The sequence below is a fragment of the Tolypothrix sp. PCC 7712 genome, from assembly GCF_025860405.1.
In the GTDB taxonomy this organism is placed as follows: Bacteria; Cyanobacteriota; Cyanobacteriia; order Cyanobacteriales; family Nostocaceae; genus Aulosira; species Aulosira diplosiphon.
Window position 1 is genome coordinate 1,581,407 of record NZ_CP063785.1, and the last position, 15,853, is coordinate 1,597,259.

Sequence of the window (15,853 nt, forward strand, 5' to 3'; positions counted from 1 at the left end):
GCGCGGAACTGCCTTGCCCTCTAGAATATTATTGATGTGTCGCAAACATTATTTGATTTGGTATAAAAATGCTGCTATAGATAATTTTGTAAAAATTTTCACCAGCAATTTTTATACAACATTGGTATTTTGCCAAGACTGCTGAAATTGGTATAATGATGTACTTATTTAGTCATGCAAAGGGAACCTTCATCACTAATTAACTTCATTAATAGCACTAGGATGCCATCGGTAACGAGCGAGGGAGCAGAAATTGCTAAGAACAATGCGAGGAGTTGCACGTAAAGCGGGAAGGTTGAGGCGTATTCTACCAGTAGAGCAAAGTTTATGGGTAAAGTTTGATTTACTCAGAACTTTGGTCAGAAGAGATTTAGAAGGACGATACAAAGGTTCTATTTTAGGGAATTTATGGCCTTTGCTGAATCAGCTCTCGCAATTACTAATTTACACCTATGTATTCTCCATTGTTCTCAAAGTCAAATTAACCCTGAAAACTTTACCAGAAAATAATTTTACTTTTGGCTTGTGGTTATTTGCTGGTTTACTACCTTGGATTGCGTTTACCAGCGGATTAATTCAATCTGCTAATTCCGTAGTTACACAGTCAAATTTAGTCAAAAAAGTAGTTTTTCCCTTAGCTTTATTACCCTTAGTGCCAATTTTATCAACATTTATTGAAAGTTCTTTTGGCTTAATGGCATTGATTTTTTTTGTCGCCATCAGTGCCCATACTTTACATACTACTTTGGCGCTGTTACCCTTGGTCTGGTTAACACAATTATTGCTCACAGCCGGATTAGGTTATTTGACAGCAGGACTCACAGTGTTTCTGCGCGATATTCCTCAGACTTTAGGGGTAATCTTAAATATCTGGTTTTATGCAACACCGCTTGTCTATCCCGCATCTACTATTCCTGAACAATGGCGCAGTTGGATATTTTGGTTAAATCCCATAGCTGCGATCGCAGAAGTATATCGTGATTTAATTTTAGTCGGGGAGGTAAAACACTGGGGTGAATGGGGAGTGGCTTTTATGGTTTCCTTGGTGGTATTTGGTTGTGGGTTTTCCATGTATAGAAGGTTGCGTCCTGCCTTTGCTGATGTGTTATAAATCTGGGGAATTAACCCAAATTGAGCTTCATAACAAATCATGCGATCGCTGGGTTGATATCTTGTCTAATTTTTCAGATGTGCTAGTAGTAAGTGTGCGATGCTATGGGTGATGAGATTGCAATTTCGCTCAAAAATGTCTCAAAATGCTATAAGCGTTATGCTCGTCCTATAGATCGGCTCAAAGAAATTTTAATACCGAAAAGCATTCATTCTCAAGAGTTCTGGGCGTTACAAGATATTAACCTAGAACTTTATCAAGGTGAAACTTTAGGAATTATCGGACAAAATGGCTCTGGTAAAAGTACGTTATTACAGATTATTGCTAGAACGCTCACACCAACTATAGGAGAAGTAATAGTAAATGGGCGAGTTTCTGCTTTGTTGGAATTAGGTAGCGGCTTTAATCCAGAATTTACAGGACGACAAAATGTATTTTTTAATGGTCAAATTCTGGGTTTAAATAAAGAAGAAATAGAACATAAATTTATTGAAATAGAAAAATTTGCTGATATTGGTAGTTTTATCGACCAGCCAGTGAAAACCTATTCCAGTGGGATGTTTGTCAGGCTCGCATTTGCTGTAGCCGTGAATGTTAATCCCGAAATTCTCATAGTAGATGAAGCGCTGGCCGTGGGAGATATTTATTTCCAACAAAAATGTTATGAGCGCATTAGAAACTTGAGAGATATCGGTACAACTCTGTTATTTGTTTCCCATGATTCGACTGCTGTACATAAACTCTGTAGTAGAGCCTTGTTATTAGAAACAGGTAAATTAATCTTAGATGCCAAACCCAAGCAAGTAATTGATTTATATGAAGCTAAACTTCTGCAAAAAAATGATGTGCAACCAGATGCAGTCAAAATAGATATTATCTCAGAAGATGGCGGACATAAGTTAGTTAATGAATCTTCCTTAACAAGTGCTGTTGATGAAGTAGTAATTAATGCTCCAGATGTTAGTATAAAGTTTATCAGATTCTTAGATGAGCAAGGAGAAGAAATATTAGTAGCTATTAGCGACCAATTATTGCAATTATCTATAGGAATTTTATTTCTTAAATCCTATGCAGATCCACATATCGGATTTAAAATCCGAGAGAAGACAGGTGAGGTAATCTTTGAAACCAATACCTGGTGTATGGGGAAAAGCATCGGTCGAGTAGATAGTAGTACTTTAGTAGAAATTTGCTTCCGTTTTTATGTACCTTTAATGGAGGGAGAATACACAATTACATTTGGTATTGCTGATGGTGTCATAGGAGAAAGTACTTTTGAACGTACTTTGCTTTATGCTCATAATGTTTCCGTATTAAAAGTTTTAAAAAATACAAATTCTATACGTTGGTCAGGTATTGTAAATCTTTCACCCACAGTTTCTATTGATAAGCAGACTTATGTTTGATGAGATAATTCAGCAGGCAAGACAGACAGAATATGACTTTCGACAAACCGCCAATCCAGATGATCCACTGGGACATCTGTTTAACGAATGGTTTGAATACTACAAATTAAAGTGGGCGATCGCTCATGTTCTCAAACCCTCTACAATCCTAGAAATCGGAGTACGTTATGGCTACTCCGCCGCTGCGTTTCTTCATGGAACTCCATCTGCCAAGTATGTTGGTATCGATTTAGATACAGATTCCTATGGAGGTGTTAAGGGTGCAATTAACTGGGCAAAAACTATTACTCAGCAATTTCATACAGAATATATTATTGCTGATACACAGGCTATGAACCGCTTGCCTGGAGATTTATACGATCTGATTCATGTTGATGGACAACAAGATGGCAATGGTTCCTTTCATGATTTAGAACTTGCAATTAAGCAGTCACGTTATGTTCTGGTAGATGGATATCTCTGGACAAGACAAAATTTTATGGCAGTTAGTGATTTTTTATTCACTAACTCTGATTTACTAGATTGGTACGGTGTCATACCAGGTTATGCTGGAGATTTATTAATCAAAGTTTCTCCTAATTATTTAAATCAATTTCATCAAAATATTAATCTTCAAGTTACATCTAGTACAGATATTCGTAATACTTATACCAAGGAATATTATACAGAAGATTGCGGTGGGTTTGATGCATACAAAATATATCAAGGTAAAAAATTAGAAGACCCTAGATTAAAAGCAGTTGCCACTATCGCTAGTTTAAAAAAATCAGGCAAAGTCTTAGATATTGCTTGTGGTAGAGGCGAATTAACCTATCATTTTGCCAAGCAAGGGTTTTATGTAACAGCGATTGACTATGCTCAAAGTGCTATTGAATTAGCACAAAAGTGTTTTATAGGTGAAGAGGATTTAAAAAATAATGTAGATTTTTTATGTGAAAATATATGTGATTTATCCTTTCCCAAATCCTATGATTTAGCAGTAGCATCTGATGTGATTGAACACCTATCATTTGCAGAAGTAGAGTTACTATACAGCAAAATTTCTCAAGCCATCAATCCAGATGGTTTGTTTATCATACATACATTTCCTAACCTTTGGTACTACCAGTATGAGTACAAAAGAAAAAGAAGGATTGCCGCATCTGTAGGTGCATATTTACCAGTGCAGCCACGTACTAGGTATGAAATGTTAATGCACATTAATGAACAGTCACCCCGGGTATTGAAAAAGCAACTAGCTAGGCACTTTGCACATGTACTAGTTTGGTTTGGTGAGCCAACTAACCCCGGAGGTAGCCTGGTAAATAAATATTCAATACAAGAACTTCGTTCTGCAACTAGTTTATTTGCTATTGCTGCTCATAAACCCATAAATCAGAGTGAGTTAAAGCAAAGGCTACAAATGCATCCTTTACCGCATCAGGTTGCCGAAAAATTAAAATTAATTGTAAAAGATTGTCCTCAAAATGTAGTTATCGGCAGTGACTTTGAAGTATCTGTAGACTTAATTAATCATAGTCAATTTATCTTCAATAGCTTTCTCCCTCACCCAGTTCACCTTAGTTATCATTGGATGAATGAGCAAGGCACCAATAATATTATATTTGATGGAGAGAGAACAGCAATCTTTCCACCACTAGACCCAACATCACAAAACTCATACAAAGTAAAAATTAAAATCCCTCAGGAAAAGGGTAATTATCTGCTCAGACTTACTCTTGTGCAAGAAAATGTGCGCTGGTTCGATCAAGAACCGATAAATTTAAAACAAGATATTCCAATAACAATAAATTTAAAAGCTCATTAAAGAAATTTTTAGTAATAATGTTTAATAAAGTTTTAGCTAGAACTGTATGATAATCACATAGGCTGTAATTTAAATAAATAGTTGTTAAGATAAACCAAATGTCATCAGTTAATAATTTAAAAGACTTATTAAATAATGCAGAACTGAAAGCGCAACCGCGTACAAAGTGGCCTGGTAATTTAAATTTCTTTCCTTTTAATTTAAGCTTAAGATTTCAAAATTTTATTTTAAAATGTATCAACTTTCTCTTTAAAGACCAAAGAGAAGTAAACTTGAATTTAATTATGGCTTTGCGAGAATCTGTAGCTCTCAATCAACAACTAACAGAAGAAATAGCTACTTTAAGGAACCAGATAGATGAATACATAGATAAAAATAATAACCGTATACAAAATATAGATAAACAATTAGCATCTGTAGATACTCACATTAAAAAACTGCAAGATGAATTGATTATTAATGACAGTTACCTCAAAAATGACTTAATCCAACAGAAGCGTTTAATTGAAATGTTTTTAGAAGAATCAAAAAAACGCTTACCAGAACCTTTCACTCAAGAACAACTACAGACATTTGTGAATGAAGAACCAAATTTATTAGATGCGTTCTATGTAGCTTTTGAAGACCAATTTCGTGGTCAGCGAGAGGAGATTCTTAATCGCTTAAAAGTTTATTTACCCTTGATTGTAGAAACGAAGATTGGTAACCCAGACTTTCCGATTTTAGATGTAGGTTGTGGACGCGGTGAATGGTTAGAGTTATTGCAAGAGTCCGGATATACAGCTAGAGGACTTGATATTAATAAGGTAATGGTAGAACAATCTCGTTCTAGAGGATTTGATGTCATAGAAGCAGATGTCATGCTTTATTTGCAATCTCTCCCAGATCATACTTTAGGTGCTGTCACTGGTTTTCATATCATCGAGCATTTAACTTTTCCCATATTAATGAAATTTTTTAGTGAAGTAGCCAGAACACTTAAACCTGGGGGACTAGCTATTTTTGAAACCCCTAATCCTCAAAATGTTCTAGTTGGTAGTTGTAACTTTTATTTTGACCCGACTCATCATCATCCATTACCTAGTCCATTGATTAAATTTATGCTGGAGATTCAGGGTTTATCTCAAGTCAGAGTTATAGACCTGCATCCTTATCCAGACACTTATAAAGTCAGTGGTGGTGAGCTAGCTGAAAAATTCAATAATTATTTTTATGGGCCACAAGATTATGCAGTAGTAGGATACAAACTATAAATTTAGAAAATGTTCAAGTGATAATATGAGTGAAATACAATCATCTTTAAGGATTGCCATAGACCTCACTCCTTTAAGAGTTGGAGGAGCAAATGGAGGAGCAAAAGTTTTAATTTTAACCCTAATTAAACAATTTCAAAAATTAGCTCCTCATCATCATTTTGTACTTTTGACAGCACCTTGGAATCACTCAGAAATCAAGGAATACGAAACTCACAATACAGAATGTCTGTTAATTCCTAATTTAACTGAAACTCCAAAACAACCTAAAGCAAGATTATTATCAAAACTGATTCAGAAAATACGGAATAAAATTAGCATCAAGCTAATTGACTCCCTTAATCAGAGTACATTACTTACAAAACATAATATTAATTTACTTTTTTGCCCTTTCTCTGCACCAACTTATGCTGAAAAGGGTATACCAGTAGTAGCCATTGCTTATGATTTACAACATCTAGACTACAAATTTTTCTTTACCCCTCAAGAACAACAACACCGCACAAAATTTATCGCCGAACTCCTCAGAAAATCGCAGAAAATAATCTGTATTTCAGATTTTACACGTCAATCTTTTATTAAATACTTTCAAACTCCTTCAGAAAAATTTGCTGTTATCCCGATTTCTATTCATGAGCGGTTAACTAAACTCAATGAAAACATTGTCAAAGAAAATCTGATAAATCTAGGTTTGGCAGAAAGAAAATATATTTTCTACCCAGCCAACTATTGGCCGCATAAAAACCATCGTATGCTATTAACAGCCTATGGAATATATAAAAAACATTTACCAGATGGATTAGATTTAGTATTTACAGGAGCCTTAGAAGATGAACAAAACCAATTAAAAGAAATACTCAAAGTCATGGGGCTGAGTAAAAATGTCAAATTTTTGGGTTATTTGAATGAAGAAGCATTGACATCTGTTTGGCAAGGTTGTGAATGCTTAGTTTTTCCTTCATTATATGAAGGATTTGGTATTCCTGTTTTAGAAGCTATGGCATTTGGTAAACCAGTATTATCTAGTAATGCTGCCAGTTTACCAGAAGTAGGAGGAGATGCAGTTATCTATTTCGATCCTCGCAAACCCGATGAAATAGCATCATGCTTGCTCAGTATTAGTAGCAATTCACTATTAATTGAAGAGCTAGTTAATCAAGGATATCAAAGGTTAAAGCTATTTGATGGGCAAAAAATGGCTGATGAGTATCTCAATATATTTGAGACAGTAGCCCTAAATCATCCAACATCAATTCAAACATCGATTTCTGGTATTTATGATGATGGTTGGTCTGCACCTGAGTTTTCTATTTCTATAGAACCGGGTTCTCCAGGGCGAACTCTAGAGATTTTGTTGGAGACTCCCGCATTTTTTCCAGCTGCAAAAGCAAGGATAACGTTACAAACAAAAGGTAAAAAGTCATGCTATACCTGCATTCGAGCTGCATCACAGAAGATTGTTTGGCCAGTTTCATCTACAGGGGAAGAAATTACTGTGCAGATTTTGCCTAGTTTTCAGCCTAGTCAACTTAACCTTAACTCAGATCAGCGCCAACTTGGGGTAATGGTACGTGATTGCCGTCTCAAGTTAGCTGATGGCGAATCTATTTCAATTCTTGCTTTAGAGAGTGTGGTGTGAACTTAAAATTTAGCGTTATTACACCTTCTTTTTGTCAAGGTCGTTTTATAGAGAGAACTATACAAAGTGTACTCTCTCAAAAATCTTCAGATATAGAAATTGAGTACATCATCTGTGATGCTGGTAGTACAGATGAGACTATAGAAATTTTGCAGCATTATCATGAGGATCTACGCTGGATATCAGAACCCGATAATGGACAAGCTGATGCAGTCAATAAAGGTATTGCGCTCACAACAGGTGAGATAATTGCCTGGATTAATTCTGATGATATCTATTATCCTGGAACGTTTGAGGTTATTCAAGAAATTTTCGCATCAAATCCCGATATACAAATCATATATGGTGATGCTGACCATATTGATGAACAAGATGTATTTATGGAAGCCTATCCAACAGAACCTTGGAATTACCAACGTCTAATTGATACTTGCTTTCTCTGTCAACCAGCTGTATTCTTTCGCCGCCATCTAGTTGATAAATATGGAAACTTAGATGCTTCTCTCAAGTACTGTATGGACTATGAATTGTGGCTTCGCTATGGTCAACATATCCCATTTTATTACCTACCTCGTAAGCTGGCTGGTTCGCGCCTCTATAAAGACAATAAGACACTTGGTCAGCGAATAGCAGTTCATTATGAAATAAATAATATGATGCATTCCAAATTTAGGAGTGTACCAGATAAATGGATTTTCGCTTATGCCCATGTGAAGGTAGAAGAAACTTTAAAGTTAGATAGAAGCGACCCTATTCAAAATTTTAAATTTGTTCAGGCAGTAATTTATAACAGCTTATGGTCATTTTATCAATGGAAAAAGTTTATTTCACTTAAAGTGTCAGCCAAGATGGTTTGGTGGGTAATTGCTGCAAATATATTTTTGTTTAAAAATTTATCTTTATTATTTAAAAGGTTATGAAAATCGGTTTTGATATTAGCCAAACTGGAAAAAATAAGGCAGGATGTGGCTATGCTGCTGCCAGTCTTATCCAAAACTTAATAGAAGAATATGATAATCATGAATATCTGCTTTATTCAGCATTTGGCAATACTTTTTGGGATCCAGAACATGGAAAAAGTACGTGCCGCTTTTCTCAAAGAAATTGTACTCACTTACTAGATAATTTATCTCATCAAGATTCTCTAAATTTTTGGAATACTACCAAAGCAATAGATGAAGGAAAATTAGGAAATCCCGATATTGTTCATGCGAACAACTTTTCATCTCCCCAGTTAAATTTTGCACGTCTGGTTTATACTATACATGACGTGAGCTTTATCGATCATCCAGAGTATACTTCTGAAGAAAATCGATGGATTTGCTTTAACGGTGTCTTTGATGCTTCCATAAGAGCCGATCTAATTATTGCTATTTCTGAATATTCTAGAAAACGATTTTTAGAAGTATTTCCACACTTTCCTATGGAGCGCACTCGTGTCGTCTACTTAGGAAGTCGTTTTACAAATGTAGAGGATGAAAAACCAGTAGCTACTCTCAAACCTAATAATTTTTGGCTGTCCGTAGGAACTTTAGAACCTAGAAAAAATTTACGTCGAACTTTACGTGCTTTTAAGCAATATGTTGATGTTAATCCTGACTCTAAACCTTTAGTTTTAGCAGGAGGACAAGGATGGTTAGAAGAAGACCTAGAACAGTTTATTAATAATCTAGAATTGAGTAAACATATTATTAAACTAGGCTATGTAGATGACTCTACACTAAAATGGCTATATAAAAACTGCTGGGCTTTTATTTATCCATCTATTTATGAAGGTTTTGGGTTACCTGTTTTAGAGGCTATGAGCCTTGGTACTGCTGTACTTACTTCTCATACTACAAGCTTGCCAGAAGTTGGTGGAGATGCAGTTTTATATGTAGACCCTACCAATGAAGCTGATATTTTGGCAGGTTTTATAAAATTGGATGATGACAAATTACGTGAGATTCTTAAGGCGAATAGTCCAACACAAGCAAGTAAATTCTCTTGGAGGAAAGCTGCGAAAGAAGTTATGCAAGCATATACAGAAGTTTTAAATATGCCAAAAAAAATCTTTCAATGATTTTGATCTAAGAACTCTAGCAGTGTATTCTAGTAGTCTGGGATAAAAGGTAGTGAGTACCTTTTAAAGATTATTTGTTTAATACTAAGCTCTGATAAATGTGACTGCAAAAGCTCTGATTACTGGTTTAACTGGACAAGATGGCTCTTATTTAGCTGAACTACTTTTAGCTAAAGGCTACGAGGTTTTTGGCTTAGTGCGTCGTTCCAGCACTAGTAACTTGGAACGTATTTCTCACCTGTTTAGCCAAATCAAAATTGTATCAGGTGACCTTCTCGATCAGTCTTCACTCATGGATGTGATTGCTGAATCTCAACCAGATGAAATTTATAACCTTGCTTCCCAAAGCTACGTTCCTCTGTCTTGGACACAACCCGCACTCACCGCTGAATACACTGCTCTTGGTGTCTCTCGACTGCTAGAATCTATCCGTCGATGTAAACCTGATGCTAAATTCTACCAAGCATCAAGTAGTGAGGTTTTCGGTCAACCAGACGAGTCACCGCAAACTGAACGTACCGCCTTTCGTCCCCGCAACCCTTACGGTGTTGCTAAAGCTTATGCTCACTGGATGACTGTCAACTATAGGCATAAATATAATCTTTACGCTTGCTGCGGTATCACCTATACTCACGAATCGCCTCGACGCGGTACAGAATTTGTGTTTCGCAAAATTACGCATACAGTAGCGCAAATCAAACTCGGTTTAGCAAATGAACTCAAATTAGGCAATTTAGATGCGCGTCGTGATTGGTGTTATGCCAAGGATGCTGTTTATGCCATGTGGCTAATGTTACAGCAAGAGCAACCAGACGACTACATTATTGCTAGTGGTGAAACCCAGTCTGTAAGAGAACTTGTAGAATGTGCATTTAACTATGTTGGTCTTAATTGGGAAGATTATGTCTCAGTAGACCCAACATTTTATCGGCCTGATGAGCCTGTACAGTTAATTGGTTGTATTGATAAAATCAAGACCGCTATAGATTGGCAACCGCAACACTCCTTTAAGCAATTAGTTGAGTTAATGGTTGATTCGGATATGAAAAAATTGAGTCAAAACGGAGCCTGAAAATTTTCATGTTAAAAATTGTAGTTGATGCCACCCCTGTCGAACCAAAACCGAGTGGGGTGGGTTTTTATGTTGCTAATTTAATCAATTCACTTGATGCGCTACAAGCAGCAGAAAATTTTCAGTTAGAGATAATTTATCAACCAGGTTTAAAAAAATGGTTAAGGCGAGATTTTAATTTTCCTGATTCCTTAAAAAATTATGCTCACTTACATCTTTTGCCTCTACCTGTAAGGCTTTCTGATTTATTATTAAAGTTAAATTTTAAACCGAGTTTAGCTTATTTTGAGAAATACTTTGGTGCTGCAGATATCGTACATGGGACAAATTACACTGTTTATCCCTGTAACCAAAGTTTAAAGGTAATGAATATATATGATTTAACTTTTATTAAATATCCTAATTATATTGACTCTGTTGTTAAAGCATATACGGAACGTGTAAAGCGATGCTTAGGGTGGACAGACCTAATTTTAACAATTTCCGAAAGTTCTAAAAAAGATATTATTGAATATTTGCAAGTAGAACCGCAAAAAGTCTCTGTCACACCTTTAGCTAGCCGCTATTATCCTGATTATTTATCTGATGAGGCTGCTCAGACGCTAGAACCAGAAGTTAAATATGATTTTTCGCAACCATATTTACTGTTTGTCAGTACTATAGAACCCCGAAAAAATATTAATGCTATTATCTCAGCCTTTAACTTCTTAAAAGAAAAACATAAAATTGAGCATCAATTAGTATTGATTGGTAAAAAAGGATGGCGTTATGAACCAATCTTCGCAGCGATTGAAAGCTCTCCGTGGAGAGAACAGATTCATCATCTTGACTATTTATCTAATGAATTAGTAGCCTTATTTTATTCAAAAGCTGATGTGTTTGTTTATCCTTCTCATTACGAAGGGTTTGGATTACCTGCATTAGAAGCGATGACTTTAGGCGCACCAGTTGTCTGTGCTAACAGTTCTTCGCTACCAGAAGTTACAGGAAAAGCGGCTCTCCTGATTGACCCTGATGAACCGATGCAATTAGCTGAAGCCATTCTCAAAGTAATTAGTGATTCTCAGTTACGCCAAGAGTTAATTCAATTAGGTAAAGAAAGAGCAAAGTTATTTTCTTGGGAAAAAACTGCAAAAGAAACATTAAAGGCATACCGAGGCATTATGTCATGAATAGCGTAGATAATGCCTTATCGGAAAAATTAATTATTAATCTCTCAATTATTTTTTCTCAATCAACAGGTATCAGCAATTATGCACAAAATATTTTTCCTTACTTAAAAACTCTCAAACCTACTTTATTAACAGCCAAACAATATCCCGAATTTAATTGCTATATAGTTCCAGATAATCTGACTCCTGCTCAAGGTACAAAAGGTCATTTTCGCCGCTTAATTTGGACGCAATTTCAAATACCGCAAATTTATCAACAGCTAAAATCGCAACTTTTATTTTCTCCTGTACCGGAAGCACCGCTATATACAAATTGTCGTTTTGTTGTCATGTTTCACGACTTGATACCCTTGCGATTTCCTAGAAGCTTTTCACCTCTAATACCGTATCATCGCTACTACACACCCCAAGTACTTAACCAAGCACAACATATTATTTGTAATTCCCAAGCCACAGCTAAAGACATCATCGACTTTTACCAAATTCCTAGCAGCAAAATCACACCCATTCTCCTTGCTTACGATCGCACTCACTTCCGTCCTCTAAATTTACCCACCAGCAACTACTTTCTCTACATTGGTCGCCAAGATACATACAAAAATGTGCATCGCTTAATTAGTGCTTTTGCTGCATTACCTAATAGTAAAGACTACGAACTGTGGTTAGTAGGGCCTAGCGATCGCCGTTATACTCCAACTCTACAAGCACAGGTTGCAGAATTGGGTATAACCAATCAAGTGAAATTTCTGGATTATGTAGCCTATAGCGAATTACCAACAATTATTAATGGTGCGATCGCACTGGTTTTCCCTAGTCTCTGGGAAGGTTTTGGCTTACCTGTTCTAGAAGCAATGGCTTGCGGTACTCCCGTAATTACTTCTAATATTTCCTCTCTTCCTGAAGTCGCTGGCGATGCGGCAATTCTGATTAATCCCTACAATACAGAAGAAATTACCGCAGCCATGCAAGCTGTAGCCAATGATTCCAGTTTGCGATCGCATCTTTCCACCCAAGGTATCACTAGAGCAAATCAATTTAGCTGGGAAAAAACCGGAAAAGCCACTGCTGAAGTTTTATCGCGCTATTTTTAGTCGCAAATGAGGAATTTAGAACTTGGTAAAATTAATATGTAAATGATCAAAATCTGCTAAATGACTACATCAATCGAACTACCTAGTGGCAAAATCCTGAATATTACTCGTTTTATTGCGCTGCTTCCAGTTAGCAATAATGACGATAGTAGTTATCAATTGATTTTAGAAGGATATCCCCATCCTATTAATTTAGAATCATTGGATGTTCAGGTTGTAAAAAAACTATTGCAACTAGATAAAGACAATCCAGTTATCAATCATCAATTAGGATGGGATAAAGAAGAACAAATTCGGAAAAATCAACGCGTTATGGAATGGTTAGCTCAACAAATGGAATATTACAATAATATATCTGATTCAGAAGCTATGGAGAGACAGGAATTTTTTGAAAGGTTTAAACAAAGAGTCGATGCTGAAAGACCAGAGGGACAGAAGCTATATTCAGAATTATGATAGTTTTTATTGACTCCAGTGTATTAGGAATTCTTGCTAACCCCAATAAAGTTGGCGAAGTGCGCGACTGTTGGGAATGGATTTATAAATTACTCCCAAAAGGTGTATATGTTTGTTCTTCTCAAATCTGTGATTTTGAGGTGAGAAGAAGTATGATACTTGAATCTCAGCTAAAACCTTCTTTGAATCACATTGTCAATTTAGATCAGTTGCAAGAATTTATCCCTTTGTTACCCATCACTCCAGAATTACTAAAAAAAGCATCTGTGCTTTGGGCTACTGCTCGTAGTCAAGGTATTCCCACAGCAGATAATAAAAGTCTTGATATTGATATGATTATTTGTAGTCACTGGCAAATGTTGAGAGAAGAATTTCCTGGTCGTTATGTTGCGATCGCCACTACTAATGTCAAGCATTTAAGCCGCTTTACCGAAGCTAAAATCTGGCGAGATATTAACCTGTAAAATTAAAAGATGAAGTATGAAAAAAACTTCACACTTCATCCTAGCCTACGGCAAGACGCTACGCGTCTACACACTTCATCCTTCCTAAGGTGTTCCTACTGCGCCAGAGTAAATTAAACCCCGTTGCAGATCTAAGGTTAAAATTGCCCCATCTCTAATTACTTGTGTTGCTTCCTTCACACCCACAATTACTGGAACACCTAAACGCAAGCCAATGACAGCAGCATGGCTGGTGAGGCTTTCTTCTTCTGTAATAATTCCTGAGGCTTTGCGAATTGCTTCTACAAAATCGGCAGTGGTACGAGGAGCAACTAAAATATCTCCAGGATTAAAGTTACTTACATCCATACCTTTGTGCGCGACTCTGGCGCGTCCACTCACAGAACCTTGTCCGAGTCCAATTCCCTGGCCGAGAACTGCTGTGACGACTTCAACCTTGATTAAATCTGTCGAGCCGGAAACACCTTGGAGTGTACCTGCTGTCATGACAACCAAATCACCCTCAGTTAGTAGTTTATTTTCTTGAGCAACATTTATAGCAGCTTGAAAAGTTTGTCCGGTAGAAGGTAGTTCTAGGACTAACAGCGGTTTTACTCCCCATACCATTTGTAACTGTCGTGCTACGTTGACATGAGGTGTAATTGCCAAAATCGGTGTGCGTGGACGGAATTTGGAAACATTGCGCGCTGTTGCCCCTGTTTGGGTTAAGGTCATAATTGCCGCTGCACCTAACTGTTCAGCAATTTGTCCTACAGCTTGGCTAATGGCGTTAGGGATGGAACGTCTAGCATCTCTTAACAGGCGATTGGCGTTTTGTGCTTCTTCTTGTTCAATGCGTTCGGCAATTCTGGCCATAGTTGCTACAGCTTCTACCGGGTAACTACCTACGGCAGTTTCGTTAGAAAGCATGACTGCATCTGTGCCATCTAAAATTGCGTTTGCCACATCTGATACTTCGGCACGAGTGGGGCGGGGATTACTCACCATGCTGTCTAACATTTGCGTGGCGGTAATAATGGGAATCCCCAAGCGGTTAGCAGTAGCAATCAACTGCTTTTGCAGCACAGGAACATCTTCAGCTGGTAGTTCTACCCCTAAATCACCTCTCGCTACCATTACGCCATCACACAAAGCTAAAACTGCTTCCATTTGCTCAATAGCTTCGTGCTTTTCAATTTTGGCAACTACTGGTACATTCTTACCTGTGCTGGAAATTAGCTCTTTAATTTCGATGATATCTTGAGGATTGCGGACAAAAGACAGTGCTACCCAGTCTACACCTTGATCTAGACCAAACATCAGATCCTCGCGGTCTTTGTCGGTCATGGCTTTGATGGAAAGGTAAACTCCGGGAAAGTTAACACCTTTATTGTTAGAAAGTTTACCAGCTACGGTAACACGACAATGTAAATCACCTTTATCGCGGTTAATCTCCTCAACTACCATTTCGACTCGCCCATCATCGAGGAGGATTTTTGCACCAACTGGGACTTCTTCGGCCAAGTAATCGTAGGTAACACAGCTAATTTCTTGTGTACCAATTACCGGACGATTAGTTAAGGTGAAGCGATCGCCTTTTGCTAAAACTATAGACCCATTTTCAAACCGCCCCAAGCGAATTTTTGGCCCTTGCAAGTCTTGGAGAATTGCTACTGGCTGATTTAGTTCAAAAGCAGTTTGCCGAATTAAACGGATACTACGTTGATGATCGGCATGAGTCCCGTGGGAAAAGTTTAGCCGTAGTGTTGTTGCTCCCGCTTCAATAATTGCCTTGAGCATTTCTGGACTGCTAGTAGCAGGCCCAATTGTAGCGACAATTTTTGTGCGGCGTAGAGAATCTCTTAATTGCATAGGGGCTGATTCGAGGATCTATCTAGGAAACCATCGTAAATTAAAGGGCATTTCTATTTCCGTCACTGCTATATCAATCAGATGTAAGCAGTTAGAAAGGGGGAATAAAGGCCAGTTGGTGGCGCGAAATTTAAATTAATCTAGGAGATAGGGACTAAGGGCTAAGGATTTTCATGGGTTGGGGAATTTTCCCGTGAGTAATTGCCTTGAATAATATATGTATTTCCGCCAAGCTGCATTAGTAGTGAGCTATGAAAGACTCCTTCTAACATGGCAGTTTTAGTGAGTGGATAGACTAGTTATCGTACACTAATCTTGGTTCCATCCTCCCCAAGAAGGATATTCTTCTACCTCATTCTGAGCGATTGCTACAACCCAATTAATGCTGAAGATGCAAGTCCCGTCTGGCATCATATCGTATTTATCTATACAATCTGCTAAATGGCGGATAAAACTTGCTATACAAAAG

13 protein-coding genes are annotated in these 15,853 nt (G+C 37.2%); 12 read left to right on the forward strand and 1 reads right to left on the reverse strand.

Annotated elements, in window-relative coordinates:
• Positions 1-265: 265 nt before the first annotated feature.
• The 12 genes from HGR01_RS06360 to HGR01_RS06415 all read left to right on the forward strand — a co-directional run bounded on the left by HGR01_RS06360 (position 266) and on the right by HGR01_RS06415 (position 13,533).
• The gene (locus HGR01_RS06360) at positions 266-1,111 is read left to right on the forward strand and encodes an ABC transporter permease (protein ID WP_045869276.1); all 846 of its coding nucleotides are present in this window, start codon (positions 266-268) and stop codon (positions 1,109-1,111) included.
• Positions 1,112-1,215: 104 nt separating this feature from the next.
• Positions 1,216-2,517: an ABC transporter ATP-binding protein gene (locus HGR01_RS06365; RefSeq protein WP_045869275.1), complete on the forward strand. Its 1,302-nt coding sequence runs from the start codon at positions 1,216-1,218 to the stop codon at positions 2,515-2,517.
• Positions 2,510-4,324, forward strand: coding sequence for a class I SAM-dependent methyltransferase (locus HGR01_RS06370; RefSeq protein ID WP_045869274.1), 1,815 nt, complete (start codon positions 2,510-2,512; stop codon positions 4,322-4,324). Before HGR01_RS06365 ends, HGR01_RS06370 begins: the two co-directional genes overlap by 8 nt.
• A gap of 98 nt (positions 4,325-4,422) precedes the next feature.
• The gene (locus HGR01_RS06375) at positions 4,423-5,577 is read left to right on the forward strand and encodes a class I SAM-dependent methyltransferase (protein WP_052335122.1); all 1,155 of its coding nucleotides are present in this window, start codon (positions 4,423-4,425) and stop codon (positions 5,575-5,577) included.
• A gap of 25 nt (positions 5,578-5,602) precedes the next feature.
• Positions 5,603-7,216 (forward strand): glycosyltransferase family 4 protein, encoded by a 1,614-nt coding sequence (locus HGR01_RS06380; RefSeq protein WP_045869273.1) that lies wholly within the window; start codon positions 5,603-5,605, stop codon positions 7,214-7,216.
• Positions 7,213-8,136, forward strand: a complete 924-nt coding sequence (locus HGR01_RS06385; RefSeq protein ID WP_045869272.1) for a glycosyltransferase family 2 protein — start codon at positions 7,213-7,215, stop codon at positions 8,134-8,136. Before HGR01_RS06380 ends, HGR01_RS06385 begins: the two co-directional genes overlap by 4 nt.
• Entirely contained in the window at positions 8,133-9,278 is a 1,146-nt protein-coding gene (locus HGR01_RS06390; protein ID WP_045869271.1) for a glycosyltransferase family 4 protein, read from the forward strand. The genes HGR01_RS06385 and HGR01_RS06390 overlap by 4 nt, the downstream gene beginning before the upstream one ends.
• A 100-nt stretch (positions 9,279-9,378) precedes the next feature.
• Complete coding sequence (locus HGR01_RS06395) at positions 9,379-10,350, forward strand: GDP-mannose 4,6-dehydratase (RefSeq protein WP_045869270.1); 972 nt, start codon at positions 9,379-9,381, stop codon at positions 10,348-10,350.
• An 8-nt stretch (positions 10,351-10,358) separates the two neighbouring features.
• On the forward strand, positions 10,359-11,522 hold the full coding sequence (locus HGR01_RS06400) for a glycosyltransferase family 4 protein (RefSeq protein WP_045869269.1): 1,164 nt from the start codon (positions 10,359-10,361) through the stop codon (positions 11,520-11,522).
• A complete protein-coding gene (locus HGR01_RS06405) occupies positions 11,519-12,613 on the forward strand; it encodes a glycosyltransferase family 4 protein (RefSeq protein ID WP_045869268.1) in 1,095 nt (364 codons plus the stop codon). Before HGR01_RS06400 ends, HGR01_RS06405 begins: the two co-directional genes overlap by 4 nt.
• A gap of 60 nt (positions 12,614-12,673) precedes the next feature.
• Positions 12,674-13,069 (forward strand): hypothetical protein, encoded by a 396-nt coding sequence (locus HGR01_RS06410; RefSeq protein ID WP_052335121.1) that lies wholly within the window; start codon positions 12,674-12,676, stop codon positions 13,067-13,069.
• Positions 13,066-13,533 (forward strand): type II toxin-antitoxin system VapC family toxin, encoded by a 468-nt coding sequence (locus HGR01_RS06415; RefSeq protein ID WP_045869267.1) that lies wholly within the window; start codon positions 13,066-13,068, stop codon positions 13,531-13,533. The genes HGR01_RS06410 and HGR01_RS06415 overlap by 4 nt, the downstream gene beginning before the upstream one ends.
• Positions 13,534-13,617: 84 nt before the next feature.
• Here HGR01_RS06415 and pyk read toward each other — a convergent pair whose 3' ends face one another.
• Complete coding sequence (pyk, locus tag HGR01_RS06420) at positions 13,618-15,384, reverse strand: pyruvate kinase (protein ID WP_045869266.1); 1,767 nt, start codon at positions 15,382-15,384, stop codon at positions 13,618-13,620.
• Between the last annotated feature and the right edge of the window lie 469 nt (positions 15,385-15,853).